This window comes from Vibrio genomosp. F6, assembly GCF_005146325.1.
GTDB lineage: Bacteria > Pseudomonadota > Gammaproteobacteria > Enterobacterales > Vibrionaceae > Vibrio > Vibrio cortegadensis.
The window spans coordinates 176,174-195,792 of the sequence record NZ_SYUT01000012.1; the positions used below are offsets into that span (position 1 = coordinate 176,174).

Genomic DNA, 19,619 nt, shown 5'->3' on the forward strand with positions numbered 1-19,619 from the left:
CTACATCTTCTACGATGCCCTGAGAAAAAGATAATCAAATCATATCTTTTTTGCTGTGATGTTACGCAGCAGGGGTATCCATAATAGAAGATGAACCTTCTTTTGCCATCATCGCTAGGTCTTTGTCGATAAAGAATAATGCTTTACCATCTTCACCAACCAACTCTAGCTTATCCAAAATCCCTTTAAATAACTTCTCTTCTTCGTGCTGTTCAGACACATACCACTGTAAGAAGTTAAACGTTGAGTAGTCTTGGTTAGTAAACGCTTCATGAGCAAGCTTATTGATTTGTGTCGTAATCATCTGCTCATGTTGATACGTTTCACGGAACACATCACCTAGGCTCTCAAATTCATGCTGTGGAGCTTCAATTGCACCTAAAATTGGCATTGAACCTGTTTCACTTACATAAGTAAAAAGGCGTTGCATGTGTTCCATTTCTTCGACTGCGTGAGCTCGTAAAAATTCGGCTGCACCTTCGAAACCTTTGTCTTCACACCAAGCACTCATTTGTAAGTATAGATTGGATGAGAAAAATTCTAGATTAATTTGCTCATTCAATTTCTCAACCATATTTGCAGATAGCATGTCTCTCTCCTAATTACGCTTCTTTTTATTAATTTAAATATAACATGATTTAACGACTAACACCTGACGCAGTCTGTAGAGATATGAGATCACAGCAACAAAAAAAAACCACACGCGGTGCTAATCTTTAAGGAGTCAACAATAAGGAGATTGTAATATGAGTTATCAACATATTTTAGTAGCGGTTGATCTGTCTGAAGACAGTAAACTTTTGATTGATAAGGCAGTAGCACTTGCGAAACCTTTAGAAGCCACCGTTTCATTCATTCATATTGATGTGAATTATGCCGAACTTTATACCGGGTTAATTGATATCAACTTAGCTGAAACTCAACACCAAGCAATGGAGGCATCACAGAAACAACTTCAAAGCTTTGCGGACTATGCTCAATACCCAATTAAACATACATTAGTGGGCAGCGGCGATCTGAGTAATGAGCTGTGTGATTCGATCAATGAGTATCATGTTGATCTCGTAGTATGCGGTCATCATCAGGACTTTTGGAGTAAATTACTCTCTTCAACTCGCCAGTTAATCAACGATTCTCCTGTTGATATGTTGGTTGTACCTCTTAAAGAGGAGCAAGACTGAACTCGTAAACTTAGGTAGACTGCTGCCATCTATTGATGGAACGAATTGATTATGAATTATCTAGCAGCAGTGACCCTTTTATGGGCATTCTCATTTAGCCTGATTGGCGTTTATCTTGCCGGTCAGGTCGACTCTTGGTTTTCGGTGTTAATGCGTGTTGCATTGGCCAGCCTTGTGTTTCTACCTTTCTTAAAATTTCGCAATATTCCGAAAGCGCTGATCGCTAAGCTAATGACTATTGGCGGCATTCAATTAGGTTTGATGTACTGTTTTTACTATCAATCTTTCTTGTTATTATCAGTGCCTGAAGTGCTTCTATTTACGGTTTTCACCCCTATTTACGTCACCCTTTTTTATGATTTCCTTAAAGGGCGGTTTTCACCTTGGTATCTCATCACCGCGCTTGTTGCTGTCGCTGGTGCCGTAACCATTAAATTTGCAGGAGTGAACGACCACTTCTTAATGGGCTTTTTAGTGGTTCAAGGCGCCAACCTCTGCTTTGCGATTGGCCAAGTGGGCTATAAATATGTCATGGAACAAGAAGAGATAGATCTTCCTCAGCACACCGTGTTTGGGTACTTCTATCTTGGAGCGCTGTGCGTGGCGACGATAGCCTTTGCGTTAATGGGCAACCTAGACAAACTGCCAACCACATCATTACAGTGGGGAATATTAATCTACTTAGGGTTAATCGCTTCAGGGTTAGGTTACTTTGTGTGGAACAAAGGGGCATGCATGGTGAATGCGGGTGCTCTTGCCGTCATGAACAATGCACTTGTTCCTGCTGGGTTGGTGGTCAATATCCTGATTTGGAATAGAGATGTCGATTTAGTTCGATTATCGATTGGTGGCGGCATTATTTTGCTGTCTCTATGGATTAATGAGAAATGGGTAAAACCTAAAGTTGAGCGCCAATATAAAAAATTGCATTCGCAAGAGTAGAGCTCTTGCTGTTGGTGGGATGAACGAGTCCTACATTCCCGTCACTTTGGTTTGAGTAAGTATGTTTGGAAATCCAAATTAAAGTAAACCCAACTTGAGCCACTTAAAACGCAAAATGCCCGAAATGTCAGTCTCGGGCATTTTTATTTATTGGCTGAACTCAGCATCAATGCAATTGCGATGGCGCAGGATCATGAATGTTCGACACATGAAACAATTGATTCGTCTTGGCAAACTCTAGCTCTAATTCTTGCTGTTTCTTTAAAAGCTTTTGCTGCTTTTTGAGTACTTTTTTCATCTCTTTGTAGTACTCCTTCTGTTTCTTAAGCTCTTTCTTCAATGCTTTTAATTGTGCTTCACTTTCTGGCAATGCCTTATCTTTTAAACTTTCAGAGGATTCACGAGGAAGCTCAGTAGCGAGTTCAAACTGCTCCGTACTCATTGACTCAACACTGAGTTGAATCGATTCAGGGTTACACAGCATCGCTTGAGAAGCGCAAGTTCGAGCGCAAGAACGGCAAACATATTGAGGCGAAGAGGCTGATGTTAAAATACCCTCAAGTTCGCCACGAATTTCCTGACGGGTGAGTTGGCACATCCGCTTAGTCATACTTTACCTTAGCAAGAATAATAATGATTCTTACTTAGATATACCTTCAATCATACCAATTAACAAGTCTTAAATTTGGCTCTTGTTAATTTGCACATCATCACGAACAGATAGAGAGCGTAAGTTTCATTAAACCATCGATGCTTTCACATAAACATCAAAACGATTTTTCTTCGTTTCAATAGCCATCGTCGGCTTTTTTTCATCCAACCAATCAGCATAATCAGGTCTTTTCACCACAACACGTTTACTGGCCAATGCAAGGGCTGGCGTTAACAAGCTATCCGCATCAAGATCAGCACCCACTAATGATTGGAAAACACGCATCTCTTTTTTGACTAGGGCTGACTTTTTCTTATTTTCAGGATGTGGGTACATAGGGTCTAAATAAACCACATCCGGTTGTTCAAAATCATCATCGGCCGCTAATTTATCTAACGCGTCATGGCTGGAGGCGTGGATCAGAGTCATTCTGTCGCCAACCCATGTTCCTATTTCGGGATCTTGCTTAGCGCGCTCTAAACCATCATCGAGCAAAGCCGCAACCACAGGATGGCGCTCAACCATCTGAACCTTACAACCAAGCGAAGCGAGAACAAAAGCATCTCTTCCAAGCCCTGCGGTTCCATCTAGAACCGTTGGGGTTGCGCCTTTATTTAAGCCTGCCGCTTTGGCTATTGACTGTCCTTTGCCACCACCAAATTTACGTCTGTGCCCCACCGCACCGCCAATCAGGTCGACAAAAATCGCACCTAATTTGGGCTCATCCAATTTTCGTAATTCAAGGCGCTCTTGTGTCAGCACTAAAGCAAAAATGCTCTGCTCATCATGAGTTAATTGCCAGCGTTGTGCCAAGGTTTGAAGTCGTGAGGATTGGGTTGGATCTTCGCAAATCAGTTGTAGCTGCAAAGTTAGGCTCCGCATGAAGTTATAGTATTAAAAAGAGTTCGCAAGTGTACCGCCATCACACGGCCTTTTCTAGGCTCAACTCACTGACTAATTCAGCGAGCGGTTTAGGTCGACCAATGACATACCCTTGGGCAAAATCGACATCTATTTCCAGAAGTTTATCGATAATTTTCGTATTTTCGACAAACTCTGCCACCGTATGTTTGCCCATCTGCTTGGCTAAATCATTGATCGCTCTTACCATGACATAATCGGTTTCATTAACGTCCATATCCCGAACGAACAGACCATCAATTTTCACGATATCCACTGGTAATTTTTTTAAATAACCAAACGATGATAAACCTGATCCAAAGTCATCTAAAGCAATGAGGCAACCCAAGGATTTCAAGCGAGTAAAGAACTCTATCGCTTGATTCATGTTACTCATGGCTGCGGTTTCAGTGATCTCTAAACAAATCTTGTCACACGGTACTGAACTTGCCGATAAGGTATGCAAAAGAAAATCAATGAACTCTTGGTTACCCATCGAGTGACCCGATAGGTTAATCGAACAGATCCCTAAGTCCGCCACTGCTTCTGGGTGGGCTTCTAACCAACTCAAGGTTTTAGTCACAACCTGTTTATCAATCAAGTGCGCAATGTTGTAACGCTCCGAAGCCGGTATAAAAATCCCAGGAGAAATATAGTCTCCTTGATGATTTTTCATTCTCACCAAGATCTCGAAGTGCATCTTCTGATTATCGTAAAGATTTAAACCTAAAATTCGCTGACCAAAGAGTTCTAGGCGATCATGAGCCAGTGCATTATGAACTAAATTCACGCACTCCATCTCTAACTGCCTACGGCGAATATCTTCATCGTCTTGGTGGTACAAACTAAAGCGGTTACGCCCTTCTTCTTTTGCAGCATGGCAAGCCGTATCCGCTTGAGCATGAACCATTTGCGAAGAGGTAACAGTATGATCAATAAGTCGAACGCCAATTGAGCAGGTTAAATTCAGTTTAATCTCTTCCCAAGTAAACACTTGATCACCCAAGGTTGAAATAATGTTTCGCGCCACTTTAATCGCATCAAATTCCGTACAATCTTTGAGAAGAACGGCAAATTCATCCCCGCCCATACGCGACAAGATCGAGTTATATGGCAGAACTTCTTCCAACACTTTGGCACAGAATTTAATCGCAGCATCACCTGCATCATGCCCTGCCGTGTCATTAATCACTTTGAGTTGATCAAGGTCGAGGAACAGCATCGCATGCGTTCTCATATGATTTTCAACTTCAAGAAGCGCTTTCTTCAACTCGATATCAAAATGGTTTCGGTTGTAAGTATTGGTGAGTAAATCGTATTGAGCTTGATACTCCAATTTCTCTGACAGCGCATAAGTTTCACTAATATCCTCACCGACAATCAGTAATTCACCAGAATCATGCAGTGGTCTAATATTTTCACGCACCCATATAGTATGTCCATCAGCATGACGATATTGAATTTCACGTCGCCACACGCCTTCCATCGCTTGCTTAGGCTGAAGTAATACATGCCTTGGAATAATGGCATTCTCATCATTATAAAAAACACGTAAGCGTTGACCGAGTAACTTCCCTTGCGGGTAGCCAAGCAACTTCTCCGTAAATTGATTTACTTGTTGGATTCGGTTGTTGCTATCAAGCGTCACCATCATCACGGGCTGTAACTCGTAATAAGTCCGCAAGTTCATTTCACGCTGATGAAGTTTATCTTCTGTCAACTTGCGAGACGTAATATCCCTCGCCTCTAGCAAAACATTCGCATCCGTCTGGTCATCAGAAAGCATAGGTTTCAGCGACAACTCTAAAATAATCAGACCTTTGTTTTGCGACCACACATCCGCTTCAAAAGAGACGATACTTTTCTGACCTTGGACAAACAGCGCTTCGAGCTTTTCAGCCGTCATATTTTGCCAATGTTTATATAGCCAGAATGGTTTATCCAGTTTAATGCCTTGATGGAAAAACAGCCCTTGAAGTTTGCTATTGCTTGAAATGAGTCGCCCATGACGATCAAGCATGCCGATATACTGGAAGCTTTGATCAAATACGGACTCTAATAAGAGTTGACTCTTACGCGCGGCGACTTCACTATTTTTGATTCGTCGGAGGTAATAGACGAGGAATATGATCACTATAGACATCACGATAAACACAACACCGAACGTCTGTAGCGCTTCTTGGTTTCGATTAAAAAAAGTTTCAGGCTTATTCAACAGTGCAGAATGTTCCACGTCATCAGCCACTAATTCCCAACGAACGAGTGCTTCATAATCCAACTTAATTTCAGGGGAAGCAGAGGTCACAGCTGGCAAAGGTTGGTTTAGGTTACCAAGAACCTTAAGTAGTAAATCACCCGTAGCTTTCCCTTGGGTCAAGCCACTTTGCATGATCCCCCCAACAGCTCCATAACCTAGCCCAAGATCATGAATAACAAACAAAGGGGCAGAAGCGACTTGGTTTAATTTTTTCCATTGCTGATTGTCACTTACCCAACCATTAATATCGCGATAGTAAACCCAAAAGAGAATGCTATTTTTTCGATCAAACGACGCTGCTCTAGCGAGAAGCTCTTCATAGGTATCCGGAACATAATGTTCAATTTTTTTCTTATAGATTGGGTTTTGTTCTATGAATTTATCAACTTGCGATCGAATTTCATGTCCGGTGACTGAATGATCAGATATAACCGTGATCTTCTCTGCATCAGGCATCAAGTCTTGAATCATCAAGATATTGCCCATCAAATTAATATCTTCCGTCACACCCGTCGCGTTCAGGCTAGCGTGCATCTCTGGACGATAATTATTGATTCCACCAAAAATAACGGGGGTGTTTTTTAATTCAGAACTTAAACGCTGCATTAAATTAAGCGCGTTATTATCACTCACGACAATCGCTTGAAATTCTTCATTTTGAAATTTGGTTTTATAGAGTTGATAAAGTTGTTCTAAATATTCAGCACTTTGGAAACGCTTCGTGTCTAAATAAACCACTCGGTAAGGGATGTTTCTTGTGTCGAGTCGAGATTGAAGCCCAGACTGAAAGGCATCAGTCCAAAAAAAGCCTTGATGGTAGGAGTGGATGATTAGTACATCTTTACTTTGTGCAGAAGCAAAAAAACTACAGAATGCGACGAAAATAAAAAAGATGGCACGCACTAATGTTATCCCAATAAAGTTATATTTGTTAATACTATCACCCCTGATGATAAAATATACTTTTACCTGTTAACATAGTCTAATTACGTAAAATAAGGAGTTAATATGCATGCATCTAATAGTCGCCTTGATGATTTAGATCGAGCGATACTCAAAACACTGATGGAAGATGCTCGGACCCCTTATGCTGAAATGGCGAAACAATTTAATGTTAGCCCCGCGACCATTCATGTTCGTATCGAGAAGATGAAAACCGCTGAGATCATTCAAGGCACAGAAGTTGTCGTTAATACCAAAAAACTCGGTTACGACGTATGCTGCTTTATCGGCATCAACCTTAATGCCGCTCGTGATTATCATTCTGCGATAGCGAAACTCAATGCCCTTGATGAAGTTGTTGAGGCTTATTACACCACTGGGGCTTACAATATTTTTGTGAAACTGATGTGTAAATCCATTGAAGAGCTGCAATTTGTTTTGATTGATAAATTACAAGCCATTGATGAAGTGCAATCCACTGAAACACTGATCTCTTTGCAAAACCCTATTAATAGAAATGTAAATCCATAACTCAACCAAACCAGAATATAAACATAGACTTAAATGCAAAAAAGAGCCACCAAAGTGACTCTTTTTTTACTAACGACCTCGCCTGAATTAGGCGTTAATCCCAGCATGACGCAACATGGCATCAATTTGAGGCTCGCGGCCACGGAAACGTTTAAAGAGTTCCATCGGCTCTTCGCTTCCGCCCATTTCTAGGATGTTATTAAGGAAGCTTTGACCCGTCTCTTGATTAAAAATCCCTTCCTCTTCAAATCGAGAGAATGCATCCGCTGAAAGTACTTCTGCCCATAAATAGCTGTAGTAACCTGCGCTATAACCACCAGCAAAAATATGGCTGAAGCTATGAGAGAAGCGGTTCCATTCCAAACTTGGCAATACAGCCACTTTCGCTTTTACCTCTTGGAGCGTTTCCAACACGCGAGCACCCAACTCAGGATCAAACTCGGTATGAAGTGTGAAATCGAATAACCCAAGCTCTAGTTGACGCAAAATAAACATCGCTGATTGAAAATTTTTCGCCGCTAACATCTTTTCTAGCATCGCTTTCGGCAGTGGCTCGCCCGTCTCAAAATGTCCTGAAATAAACGCCAATGCCTCTTCTTCCCAGCACCAATTCTCTAAGAACTGGCTTGGTAACTCTACCGCGTCCCAAGGTACGCCATTAATCCCAGAAACAGAGCCGGTATCCACTTTTGTTAGCATATGGTGAATACCATGACCGGTTTCGTGGAATAGGGTCACCACTTCATCGTGCGTGAATAAGGCTGGTTTATCACCGACAGGTTTATTGAAGTTACACGTCAGGTAGGCGACGGGAGTTTGCAGATCACCAGATTCAGTCAGACGACGTACGCGACACTCATCCATCCATGCGCCACCACGTTTGTGTTCGCGAGCATATAGGTCTAAGTAGAAACTGCCACGTAGTGTGTCGTTCGAATCAAAGATATCAAAGAAGCGAACAGAGTGATGCCAAGTATCCACGTCCTTTCGCTCTTTTACTTGCATGCCAAATACACGATTCAACACTTCGAACAATCCGCTAACGACTTTTTCTTCAGGGAAATAAGGACGCAACTCTTCATCTGAAATCTGGAATAAGTGCTGCTTCTGTTTTTCGCTGTAGTAAGGGATATCCCACAAGTTCAGCTCTGTTACGCCAAACTCTTTTTCTGCAAATTGACGCAACTCTTCAACTTCTCTTTCACCTTGTGGTTTCGCTTTTACCGCAAGATCATTTAAGAAGCCAATCACTTGAGACGTGTTTTCTGCCATTTTGGTCGCCAACGACTTTTCACTATAAGTGTTAAAACCTAGCATCCGGGAAATTTCATGGCGCAACTTCAATTGTTCCGCAATCAGCTCAGTATTATCCCACTCGCCCGCTTTTGGACCGCGATCAGAGGCGCGTGTGACATACGCTTCATACATTTCTGCGCGTAGTGCTTGGTTATCACAATACACCATCACCGGTAGGTATGACGGCATTTCAAGTGTCAGCAGGTAGCCATCAAGCTCTTTAGATTCTGCGGTTTCTTTCGCCGATGCAATTGCTGATTCCGGCATACCCGCCAGTTCAACCACATCAGTAATGTGTTTGTTCCAGCCCATTGTGGCATCAAGCACATTATTGGAAAACTGCGATCCTAGCTCCGACATGCGTTTGCTGATCTCACCATAGCGATGCTGCTCATCGGCAGGTAAGCCAATGCCCGAAAGCTCAAAATCACGCAGTGAATCGGTGATGGTCTTTTTCTTCGCTTGCTCTAGTGAATCAAAAGCATCACTCGCCTTGATGGCTTTATAGGCTTCAAATAGCCCTTTATGTTGCCCAACCCAAGTGCCATATTCAGACAGCAATGGTAAGCAACTCTCATAAGCATCACGCAACTCATCACTATTGACGACAGAGTTCATATGACTCACCGGCGACCAAACTTGGCTTAATTTATCATCCACATCTTCGATAGGTGCGATTACATTATCCCATGTTGGCGTGGTGTTATTTTCTAATACATCGTCAATTTTTGCTCGGCATTCAGCTATGACCGCTTCAACAGCTGGCTTGATATGCTCAGGTTGGATCTGAGAAAACGGGGGTAAATCGGTAAACGTCAGTAGTGGATTAGACATGAGGCATCCTTTTAAATTCGTCTTTTTATCATTATATACGTCTAATAAATGTAGGCAGCTTATGCAATTTTCAATAGTGGCGTATAATCATTCACATTAGTTTGTTTGGAGTATCAAATTTTGAGACTTCACGGTTCATTCAGTTAAGCGAGAAATTATTTTGCTCAGTTATCGTCACAGCTTTCATGCTGGCAACCACGCAGATGTAGTAAAACACATTGTACAAAGCCTTATCCTTAATTCTCTTAAACAAAAAGATAAGCCTTTTGTCTACCACGATACTCACTCAGGCGTTGGTCGCTACGATCTGACTCACGAATGGTCAGAAAAAACAGGTGAATACAAACAAGGTATCGCACGCTTACACCCAATGGAGCAAGATCCAAAGGTGGATATTCCTGAAGAGATTCAAAGCTACCTAGATGCCATCCGAGCATTGAATGATGGCGACGAGCTGCGTTATTACCCAGGCTCACCACGAGTTGCCCGCGCACATTTGCGTCAGGGAGATCGTATGGTGCTGACTGAACTTCATCCGAGTGACCACCCACTGCTTGAGCAAGAATTTCATCGCGATCGCCAAGTCAGTATCTACAAAGAGGATGGTTTTCAACGTTTAAAGGGTAGCTTGCCACCGAAAGAACGACGTGGTTTGGTTCTGATTGACCCTCCTTACGAATTAGCAAAAGAGTATCGAGATGTCGTCACGGCTATCGCACAAAGCCATAAACGCTGGGCAACGGGCATTTACGCCATTTGGTACCCAGTGGTTAATCGCTGCGACATTGAAGATATGATCGAAGGTTTGCAAGGTTTAGGGATTCGCAAAATCTTACAAATCGAGTTAGGCGTGTCGCCAGATATCAATGAACGCGGAATGACAGCATCAGGTATGATTGTGATTAATCCGCCTTGGAAGTTAGAAGCCCAAATGAATGAAATTCTACCTTACTTGAAAGAGGCCATTGCACCAGCAACTGGGCATTTCAAGGTTGAGTGGATTGTTCCTGAGTAATAGCTCCTGAATAATGAATAACTCTGGGTTGTTCCTAAGAAATACGTCCCAATCTATTCATTAATACTGAATTGAAATAAAAACTATAAAACGGAGAAAGTAATGGCAACACATTTTGATTATATCTGTATCGGTGGCGGTTCTGGTGGTATTGCATCGGCAAATCGCGCCTCTATGTACGGTGCAAAAGTCGCCATCATCGAAGCTCAAGATCTTGGTGGTACTTGTGTAAACGTAGGTTGTGTTCCGAAAAAAGTGATGTGGCACGGCGCTCAAGTCGCTGAAGCAATCAACTTATACGCAGAGGACTACGGTTTCGACGTTGAGCTTAAAGAGTTCAAATGGAACAAGATGATTGAAAACCGCCAAGCGTACATTGGCCGTATCCACCAATCTTACGACCGCGTTCTGGGCAACAACAACGTCACCGTAATCAAAGGGTTTGCTCGCTTTGTTGACACCGAAGGAGCAAATGTAAAAACGATTGAAGTCAACGGTGAGCTTTATACTGCTGATCACATCACGATTGCTGTTGGTGGTCGCCCAACGATTCCAAATATTCCAGGAGCGGAACACGGCATCGACTCAAACGGCTTCTTCGATCTGATGGAACAGCCTAAACGTGTTGCGGTTATTGGTGCGGGTTATATTGCCGTTGAAATCGCAGGTGTATTACACGCATTAGGTACAGAGACTCACCTGTTCTGCCGTAAAGAGTCACCACTACGTAGCTTCGACCCTATGATCGTCGAAACGCTGGTTGAAGTGATGAATACTGAAGGTCCAACGCTTCATACTCACTCTGTGCCAAAAGAAGTGGTTAAAGAACAAGATGGTAGCCTAACCCTTCACTTAGAAAATGGTGAAACCCAAAACGTTGATACGCTCATTTGGGCGATTGGTCGCCATCCTACAACGGACGCCATTAACCTAGGCTTAACCGGTGTTGAAACTAACGATCGTGGTTACATCAAAGTAGACGAATACCAAGAAACGAACGTGAAAGGCATCTACTGTGTCGGTGACATCATGGAAGGTGGTATTGAGCTAACACCCGTTGCCGTTAAAGCAGGTCGCCAACTTTCTGAGCGCCTATTTAACGGTAAAACAAACGCTAAGATGGACTACGAGTTGGTACCAACGGTGGTATTCAGCCACCCACCAATCGGTACGATCGGCCTAACGACTCAAGAAGCGGAAGAGAAGTACGGCAAAGACAACATCAAGGTATACACCTCTGGCTTCACGGCTATGTACACAGCGGTAACTAAACACCGTCAGCCTTGTAAGATGAAGCTAATTTGTGCAGGTGACGACGAGAAAGTTGTCGGCCTACATGGCATCGGTTTTACTGTTGATGAGATGATTCAAGGCTTTGCTGTCGCAATGAAAATGGGCGCAACTAAAGCTGATTTCGATTCAGTTGTCGCAATTCACCCTACGGGTAGTGAGGAATTCGTTACCATGCGTTAGGCGCTAATATTGAGAAAAAGGTCAGTAATTACTGACCTTTTTTTTTATTTTGTTACCTAACGCTTATTGAGAGCCGCTTTGCCATTCGAAATTATTATATTTTTCTAAAATATATTATAAACTTAGCCAAACAAAATAAAAAATAATAGTCGTCGTGCAGCTAGGTTCCAGTTCAACTCAAGTTTTCTACAATCTGTTAGATCTTGATGAAGTCGAAAGAGAAAAGCAGTTATTTACTCTTAAGATTCATCAACCCAATCTATATAGGCAGTTACAACCTTTACTTAAAACGGTCCCTTCAGAGCCACTCACTCAGTTGCTCGGCTTCCACGCGCAACAAGCAATCAAACAAGAGTTAAATTTCTCCGATCAAATCATCGGTAAATACCAACTTCGTCAAGAGATAGGTCGAGGGGGGATGGGGATTGTCTATGCAGCAGAGAGAGCAGATCATACTTTTGAGCAGCAGTTAGCCATTAAGTTTATTCAAGCAGGATTAACTGACATCTTAGGCAGAAGAGCACTGTTTGATGAAGCACAACTACTCGCAAGGCTCAATCATCCTTACGTGGCAAAAGTATTTGATGGCGGTGAACACCAAGGCTATCTCTATATCATCATGGAACGGGTTATTGGTGACACACTGAATGCGCACTTGGAAAGAAATAAACTGTCTAAAAAAAGAAAGTTGCTGCTTTTTACTCAAATTTGCCAAGCCATTGAGCACGCCCACCAGCAACATATACTCCATGCTGATTTAAAGCCAGAGAACATCCTTGTTGATAGCGATGGAAACCCAAAGCTTTTAGATTTCAACATTACCCAAAAAGTGGCCACCAATGACAGTCACAGTGATCTTCTACTTGCGTACAGTGAGCACTATGCCAGTCCAGAGCAGATGGCTGGCGATTATTTGACGAACCAAAGCGATGTCTATTCGCTGGGGAAAATACTGTCGCTAATGTTTCCAGATGAACATCCGCGATCTGATGTTTTTTGTATCATTCAAAAAGCGACTCAAGAGCAGCCAGAGCAGAGGTACAAATCTGTCGAAAAGCTGCGTTATGATATAAAAAACATTCTCACGCATCAGCCTATTTCCATAAAACAAAATATGCCGTTTTATAGCACTCTAAGGCTATTTCAGCGTAAGCCAATTCAAATGATGCTTGGGGGGTTATTAATAATATCTGCCGCGGCTTTTTCGATCACTCTGATTCAAAAAAACCACCAGTTAGAGCAAGAAAAACAGGTCGCTGAAGAGATGATGTTTGAAGTGGCCAGTTTAATGTTTCATAGCAAAGGGGATGTGAATGCACAGATGTCCGTACAGACGATGCTTGAACTCACGAGACGAAGGATCCTTGCAAACCCCAACTTACCTCAACACATAAAACAAAAGATGCTATTAGCCATGATGACGCCGGTCCCTAAAAAGAGCAGCCTCAATTGCGCGCCAAATTGCACAAAAAAATAAAACAACGTAGAAGAGAATAAACATGAAGAGTATGGCTTTGCTCGGCGCGTGTATCACACTTTTTAGTGGCATTACCCACGCTCAATCAACCCCTAGTACGGGGTATTTTATCGATGCTCCGGTTAGTGGTTTGTACTACCAAACCAGCTCAGGGCTATCTGGAGTCACCAACAAAGGGAAATACCAATATAACCCAAATGATGTGGTGAGCTTCTTTTTAGGGAGTGATGAATCAAGTTATTTACTGACTACGTTATCGAGCCAGAAAATCATCACCCCTAGTCTTGCGACGACTCAACCAAGCCGTAGTATCAATATCACGCGCTTGCTTCTCTCACTGGATAGCACACCATTGAATCAAGAAGAGATTGTGCTTGCTAGTCGCTTATTATCCGATCCAAACTTTCAGCAGAAGCTTAAAAATATTGATTTAAGCTTCTTAAACAGTTCAAGCCAAGATCTCGGTATTCCACTGGTTAGCGTAAAAACCGCCGTTGAGCACCTTAATCAAAGCCAAGAGTACATTCAGAAGAACTTCACTTCTGATGATGTTATCTATCAGCCACTCAATACTCGCCTAAGTAATATCATCATCAAGAAAAAAGATTGGTCAGGTAAGTTATGTGCTTATGATTTACGTTATCGAAAACATCCAAAATACACCCCGCCTTTCGGCAGCATGTCTTATCAAATTACGAATGACAGTATGATCCAATACCCTAGCGTGGGTGACTACTTTAATGGCTGTTATTTAGATCTCAATAAACAATACAAAGAGATCGTAATCGAGCCTATCGGCAACTTCGCTCAACAACAGGGCTTAGTCGGATGCGCTCAAGATGGTTGTACTCGTAATGATCTCAACGGCTTTTCAGTCGAAAACTATAGCGATGAAGGAAAGTGGAAATATCGGACAGTTGCCTTAAGTTTTGACCCAAGCACCCAACTATTAATGGAGAAAGTCCAAGGGCTAGGTCCGACTGAAAAGATACAGCATAATAATCAAACTGAAATGCTTTGGTTTACCTACCCAGAAATCAAAGGTAACAACATCTCTTACCAAGGTATTTGGCAAAAAACGCAATACCTTAGCGATAACACGACTCAGCAATGTTTACTTATAAAACAGCGTCAAATATTCCTAACCGAAAAAGAAAATACAGATTGCCCAACAGATATTAGCCAGTACAGCATCGACGTCACTGACCAATATCCAGATATGTGGTGGCTAGAAAGCTCACAGGGTTCAGCGACTCTCGCTCAAATGAATATATTAGTTCGTTGGTACAACAAAGACTCCCTACCTCAATACACCACTTGGGAATATTTACCTGCTGGGGAAAGTTGGGATCAAGGTGTGCTTTATCGCTATAGACAAGAAAAAAGAATACAACAAGACGGCTCAGAGCAATTAGAGACGTTCAAAATCTCCGAGTTCAAAAAAATTGCAGGAGCAGCATAATGGCAAACTCACTGACCCAAATTATCCAACAGTGGCAATCTGGCAACAAACAAGCTGAAAGTGAACTCTATCAATTTGCCTATTTGCAACTCAGAAACATCGCCCAACAAGAGCGTGACAGAAGCGCAGTAAAACATGGCATTGATAACGAAGTGCTTGCCGACAGCGTGAATAGCACAACCGCCCTCATACATGATGCGTATTTAAAAATGAGCCACTCAGATCTCAGCGATGTATCAAACAAGCGTGAATTTTTTCTGATGGCCGCGAAAGTTATGCGCCAAATATTGATCGATAACGCACGTTCGCTCCAAGCGAAAAAACGCCAACAACTGACGTCCATTCCGAATTTGCATGACGATAAATTCGAACAACTGATTATTGTCGATAAAGCGCTGGATCGGTTTAGTGTTCAGTACCCTAGACAGTCCAATGCGTTAAAGCTGAAATATTTGATGGGTATGAGAAATCAAGAGATCAGCCAACTACTCGAATGCAGCGATAGCTTAATCGAAAAAGACCTAAAATTTTCGCGCTGTTGGCTACAGTCACGCATGGCTTAATCATTATTCAATTTAGAGCGTTAATAACAATGAACAAACGTCGGCTTCTATTATGTGTCACTTTATTCGGGAGTGCCGCTTGGTTATGGATCTCATCGACCTATAGTGAAGAGTTAACTGCAACTCTGAGCGAGCGCTCAAAACAGCCTCAGAGTGCGAATTCAAGCCTTGAACCACCTCACCCCGAGGTTTCAAACGCTACCTTGAATATGGTGAAAAAGAATCCAAAAAACATTCCACTTACCGAAAAGTCCGATGATGCGAATGTTAATGCTTCACCGTTAAACCAAGAACAAAAAAACGCTGAACAAGCGTTGTTAGACGCCTTTGAACCAAACAGCACGACGGTGATAGTCAGTACCGATGATAACAACGACGGAACAGGACAAAACCGAAAGCCGGAACTCAACCAACAAATTCATCAACAGCTACAAACGGTCATTTATTCATGGCAACTCACTCAAGGTAGCCCTATCAGCTATGAGTTGAACCTAAATCTGCTGTTTTCAGATCCTGATGATGATTTTTTAACAACTCGCATCGACCTCAGTGCGACAGGGCTCTCTATATCCAATAACGGTGCTTTACTCATTCAGGGCACACCCGAATTACAAGCCGAACCTTCTAGATTAACGGTATCAGTAAGGGACAGTTACCATGGTGATGATCAGCAAGCGTGGGTTTCGGCACACTTCTCACTACCAGAAGTAGAAGCATCAACTGAAGAACAAGAACATCCGCTCATTGGTGACATGGTTTATCGCTTAGAATCAGCCAAGCAGCACGCAGGAGTCAGTTACAACTATGAGGTGGTTTTCTGTGAGGCATTCAAATTCATTAATGATGTTGTTTATTACGCCAAATCAACGGCCAAAACTTCCTGCCCCAATGAAAATCAACTGCGTGACATTGGGCATTATCAAATAAACGGCAACCAACTCATTATAAGCAGTAATGAGTCTAGCTTTCATGCTCAGCAGATATGGGATTTAAAGAAAGAGTACTCATCGGTACAACAAAAAGGTGTGACGAACTATTTCACCACAATTTATGATGGTGAAAAATATGAAAGCTACACCTTACAGAAAAGCAAAGCGGCAATGGAAGCAAAAATAAACATTCATACAGGCCAATATGAATATCAATCAGCCACTTTTGATTATCTTATTCTGACACCAAAACAAGAGTATCTCCTTGTTTATGCAGGTAACTACATTTACCAGCGAGAGAATATTGGTAGCAATGGTGAGTTTATGGATTCCGACCTTAATATTCACGGTTACGATATCAGCCTCAATTGCCAATATGTAGGCCCATTTTTCCAATCTTCAGTGATGGCAGGAAAAGGTAATTACGACATTGATATCGTATCCTCAAGCACTCATCCCGAGAATACGTACTCTTTTCATTGTGGTGAGTTCCCTTCAAATCAGCGTTTTTCACTTTTCACTGATCTCACATACAGTCCCTATGATGAGTTCATTGATGGCAACGTATACAGCTATATTTTTAGACCAAAACCTGAGTACGCACATTTGTATGAGGAACTAAAAATGAATTTTGTCTACCACTCACCAACCAGAAATAAATAGATCGATTGTCTTAAATAAAAGAAAAACGTAAAAAAGTTTACGGTTTTTTTCATGCTTTCCGTGTCTTGTTATTGCTTATGAAAACTCGTAAAAAACATGCCTTAAAGATTCTAATATCGGCTTAAAAAAATAATCAGTGGTAAACAAGGAACTGTGGGTCATCCACACCTTAAATAACAAAGGATAAATAATGAAGAAGATTACTTTGCTAGCAGCGTCAGTAGCAGTGGCACTAACAGGTTGTGGTGGCGGTTCGAGCAGTTCAGATGGCGCAGCGCCGCAAGTGAGTATTGCATCTTTTGACGGCTACTTTAAAAATGCAGTCATGTTTGTTGATAGCAATGACAATGGTGTATGGGATGAAGCTACTGATGAATTCATCGGCTTAACAAAGAGCAAAGGTGAAGTGACAATGACGGAAAAACCTTCCGGAATTATCGCTGTCCAAACTCTAACTCCTGGCGGTCCAGCACAGGCAAAACTGATTAGCCTTGATGCAGATAAATATGCAGGTGTTTACACTGTTGATATGGATCACCCAGCCCAACCAATGGCTCATGAGGTTGTTTTCCGCGCTCGAAATGGATCTGATGTTATATCACCAATCACTGACTTATCTCTAAGCTATGTAGAGAAAGGCCTCACAGAAGAGGACCTTGTTGCCGATCTAGGCTTGGAGTCAACAGATGAGCTTTATACTGATTTTGTTGATGGCGAAGATAAAAACACTGATTTGCACAAAACAGCACAACTATTAACTGAAACAAAAGGTTCTGGCTCGGATATCAACAGTAAACCTCAAGAGTTTGTGCAAGATGCAAAACAGAGTGTTGATAGCATGACTCCAGAACAAAAAGCAGACCCAAGCTACAAAGCTCCTGTTGATGGTGACAAATCGACATCTGAAACACCGACATATAAAACAACAGTAAACGCTGAAGTTTATAAAGAAGTTCAAAATAAATTCGATAGCTTGAATTTAACTTTAGGCGACAAAGGCTCTAGTGATTACTTCTTTAGTATCGATATTAACAACCTATTTGAAGATAAAGACATCAGTCCTGATGAATCATTTATTGAGGTTGCTGGAATAAAAGTTTATGACAACGACAAACTGAACGCGAGTAACGTAAAAGCAGTCATTAATTACCAGACAGGAATACTGAATGTTGGTGTTAGTCCATCAGACACAGTTGATCTTGCAGGCGATATCACTTTAGATCTAGTCTCTGGGAACTCGGACTTAACCAATTCATTAAAGGCCACATTCTCATTTACTGTTGACAAAGGCGAAGCTAAAGCACCTACGTATTCCGATAACGGTGTTGCGGGTTTACAAACACAAGTTAACCTATGGGAGCTCACTAAAGGTAAAAGCTTAGGTGAAGGCTATACACTCGACTTCTCAACACTATTTAGCAGCGACGATCAGCTGACTTTATCTTTCTCTTCCAATGCACTAACAAATGGTCTCATTTTTGACAATATGGGCACTGGTATCATTGGCGTTCAAGGTACACCACTCCGCTCAAAACAAGATGATGACACAAACTATAAAATCAAACTCAAAGCAACTGACGCTAGTGGGTTATCGACAATTGTAGAACTCGACCTTCCAGATGTACAAGAAGCGCTCAAACCAGATACACACCCTCTAGAAGGTAAAACCTGGTACATCTTAGAGCATGGCAGCTCAAACGGAGAAGCAGAACAAGAATATTCAAGTATTTGGTGTGATTCGATCAAGTTCGAAGATGGGATTGTTCTCGGAAATGTTAGAAGCATTGCAAATAAAACAACATGTACCGAAGCAGACACACAAACAGAAGAAGCAACTTACGAAATCGTTGATGGATCGATCGTCGCGACGTTCCATTTTGAAGAAGATGGTGAAAAACTAACAGAAAAATTCCAAGTTGAAGTGGCTAATGACGCTGACAGCATTTCAACTGGTGCAAAAACCATTGTTCACCGTTTACTTAATTCAGATGAAGAGTCTGCTGAACGTTACACATATTTCATCAACAAAGCTGACATCGAAAAGCGTCTCAATGTAACGTCAGAAATGGGGCCAGAAGCCCGTACTTTTAATGCTTACTTACCCGCTGAAGAGGATAACGCTTATAATTTAGGTCAGATAGGGCTGTCACTCCGAGAGAATGCTCACTCAAATGATCAAGGCGAGATGGATGCCAACTTATCTTTCGACGTAAACAATACCGACTTCACTTGTGAGACGGTTAACGAGTTCTTCTCGAACTTCTACTTCACTGGTGAAGATATCGGATCCATTAAGTCTAAAGACTATACAGGATCATCAATCGAGTGTTACACAAGTGAAGAAGATGGCATTAAGCACGCTTCTGTTGATTTTGACCTACCAAGTCTAACGGTCAATAACGTATACAGTGTTATTGGTAAAGTGAAAGACAATAATGGTGAGTTCATGGAAGCGATGAAGTTCAACATCAAATGGACAGGTACAAGTAACAACGATTAATT

General features: G+C 41.9%; 15 protein-coding genes. 10 read left to right on the plus strand and 5 right to left on the minus strand.

Going from position 1 to position 19,619, the window contains the following annotated elements; genetic code table 11:
- Positions 1–61: 61 nt before the first annotated feature.
- Positions 62–589, minus strand: a complete 528-nt coding sequence (gene ftnA / locus FCV43_RS03945; protein ID WP_017052103.1) for a non-heme ferritin — start codon at positions 587–589, stop codon at positions 62–64.
- A gap of 157 nt (positions 590–746) precedes the next feature.
- On the opposite strand from ftnA, the gene uspA reads away from it, so the two are divergent.
- A complete protein-coding gene (uspA, locus tag FCV43_RS03950; protein WP_017052102.1) occupies positions 747–1,181 on the plus strand; it encodes a universal stress protein UspA in 435 nt (144 codons plus the stop codon).
- A gap of 51 nt (positions 1,182–1,232) precedes the next feature.
- Positions 1,233–2,123, plus strand: a complete 891-nt coding sequence (locus FCV43_RS03955) for a carboxylate/amino acid/amine transporter (protein WP_136994085.1) — start codon at positions 1,233–1,235, stop codon at positions 2,121–2,123.
- A 166-nt stretch (positions 2,124–2,289) separates the two neighbouring features.
- Here FCV43_RS03955 and FCV43_RS03960 read toward each other — a convergent pair whose 3' ends face one another.
- The 3 genes from FCV43_RS03960 to FCV43_RS03970 form a co-directional block, all read right to left on the minus strand.
- Positions 2,290–2,733, minus strand: coding sequence for a hypothetical protein (locus FCV43_RS03960; protein WP_136994086.1), 444 nt, complete (start codon positions 2,731–2,733; stop codon positions 2,290–2,292).
- Between the two features lie 129 nt (positions 2,734–2,862).
- Complete coding sequence (locus FCV43_RS03965; RefSeq protein WP_136994087.1) at positions 2,863–3,642, minus strand: class I SAM-dependent methyltransferase; 780 nt, start codon at positions 3,640–3,642, stop codon at positions 2,863–2,865.
- A gap of 55 nt (positions 3,643–3,697) precedes the next feature.
- Positions 3,698–6,835 carry an EAL domain-containing protein gene (locus tag FCV43_RS03970; protein WP_017052098.1) on the minus strand — a complete coding sequence of 1,046 codons (3,138 nt, stop codon included), beginning with the start codon at positions 6,833–6,835 and terminating at the stop codon, positions 3,698–3,700.
- 105 nt (positions 6,836–6,940) lie between these two features.
- Here FCV43_RS03970 and asnC point away from each other — a divergent pair, with 105 nt between their 5' ends.
- Positions 6,941–7,405 (plus strand): transcriptional regulator AsnC, encoded by a 465-nt coding sequence (asnC, locus tag FCV43_RS03975; protein WP_113796138.1) that lies wholly within the window; start codon positions 6,941–6,943, stop codon positions 7,403–7,405.
- Positions 7,406–7,492: 87 nt separating this feature from the next.
- Here asnC and prlC read toward each other — a convergent pair whose 3' ends face one another.
- Positions 7,493–9,535, minus strand: coding sequence for an oligopeptidase A (gene prlC, locus FCV43_RS03980; RefSeq protein WP_136994088.1), 2,043 nt, complete (start codon positions 9,533–9,535; stop codon positions 7,493–7,495).
- 160 nt (positions 9,536–9,695) lie between these two features.
- Here prlC and FCV43_RS03985 point away from each other — a divergent pair, with 160 nt between their 5' ends.
- The 7 genes from FCV43_RS03985 (at position 9,696) to FCV43_RS04015 (ending at position 19,617) form a co-directional block, all read left to right on the plus strand.
- On the plus strand, positions 9,696–10,550 hold the full coding sequence (locus tag FCV43_RS03985; protein WP_136994089.1) for a 23S rRNA (adenine(2030)-N(6))-methyltransferase RlmJ: 855 nt from the start codon (positions 9,696–9,698) through the stop codon (positions 10,548–10,550).
- 102 nt (positions 10,551–10,652) lie between these two features.
- Positions 10,653–12,023 carry a glutathione-disulfide reductase gene (gene gorA, locus FCV43_RS03990; RefSeq protein WP_136994090.1) on the plus strand — a complete coding sequence of 457 codons (1,371 nt, stop codon included), beginning with the start codon at positions 10,653–10,655 and terminating at the stop codon, positions 12,021–12,023.
- Positions 12,024–12,177: 154 nt separating this feature from the next.
- On the plus strand, positions 12,178–13,500 hold the full coding sequence (locus FCV43_RS03995; protein WP_113796132.1) for a serine/threonine protein kinase: 1,323 nt from the start codon (positions 12,178–12,180) through the stop codon (positions 13,498–13,500).
- 22 nt (positions 13,501–13,522) lie between these two features.
- Positions 13,523–14,962: a chromosome partitioning protein ParA gene (locus tag FCV43_RS04000; RefSeq protein ID WP_136994091.1), complete on the plus strand. Its 1,440-nt coding sequence runs from the start codon at positions 13,523–13,525 to the stop codon at positions 14,960–14,962.
- Entirely contained in the window at positions 14,962–15,525 is a 564-nt protein-coding gene (locus FCV43_RS04005) for a sigma-70 family RNA polymerase sigma factor (RefSeq protein ID WP_113796128.1), read from the plus strand. The genes FCV43_RS04000 and FCV43_RS04005 overlap by 1 nt, the downstream gene beginning before the upstream one ends.
- 29 nt (positions 15,526–15,554) lie before the next feature.
- Positions 15,555–17,117 carry a hypothetical protein gene (locus FCV43_RS04010; RefSeq protein WP_136994092.1) on the plus strand — a complete coding sequence of 521 codons (1,563 nt, stop codon included), beginning with the start codon at positions 15,555–15,557 and terminating at the stop codon, positions 17,115–17,117.
- Positions 17,118–17,307: 190 nt separating this feature from the next.
- Entirely contained in the window at positions 17,308–19,617 is a 2,310-nt protein-coding gene (locus FCV43_RS04015; protein ID WP_136994093.1) for an acid phosphatase, read from the plus strand.
- The last annotated feature ends 2 nt before the right edge of the window (positions 19,618–19,619 follow it).

Excerpts from the sequence above, each read along its gene's own strand:
- gorA (WP_136994090.1), top strand. The coding sequence starts at position 10,653 with ATGGCAACACATTTTGATTATATCTGTATCGGTGGCGGTTCTGGTGGT.
- FCV43_RS04005 (WP_113796128.1), top strand. The coding sequence starts at position 14,962 with ATGGCAAACTCACTGACCCAAATTATCCAACAGTGGCAATCTGGCAAC.
- prlC (WP_136994088.1), bottom strand. The coding sequence starts at position 9,535 with ATGTCTAATCCACTACTGACGTTTACCGATTTACCCCCGTTTTCTCAG.
- FCV43_RS04010 (WP_136994092.1), top strand. The coding sequence starts at position 15,555 with ATGAACAAACGTCGGCTTCTATTATGTGTCACTTTATTCGGGAGTGCC.
- ftnA (WP_017052103.1), bottom strand. The coding sequence starts at position 589 with ATGCTATCTGCAAATATGGTTGAGAAATTGAATGAGCAAATTAATCTA.
- asnC (WP_113796138.1), top strand. The coding sequence starts at position 6,941 with ATGCATGCATCTAATAGTCGCCTTGATGATTTAGATCGAGCGATACTC.
- FCV43_RS04015 (WP_136994093.1), top strand. The coding sequence starts at position 17,308 with ATGAAGAAGATTACTTTGCTAGCAGCGTCAGTAGCAGTGGCACTAACA.
- FCV43_RS03960 (WP_136994086.1), bottom strand. The coding sequence starts at position 2,733 with ATGACTAAGCGGATGTGCCAACTCACCCGTCAGGAAATTCGTGGCGAA.
- FCV43_RS04000 (WP_136994091.1), top strand. The coding sequence starts at position 13,523 with ATGAAGAGTATGGCTTTGCTCGGCGCGTGTATCACACTTTTTAGTGGC.
- FCV43_RS03955 (WP_136994085.1), top strand. The coding sequence starts at position 1,233 with ATGAATTATCTAGCAGCAGTGACCCTTTTATGGGCATTCTCATTTAGC.
- uspA (WP_017052102.1), top strand. The coding sequence starts at position 747 with ATGAGTTATCAACATATTTTAGTAGCGGTTGATCTGTCTGAAGACAGT.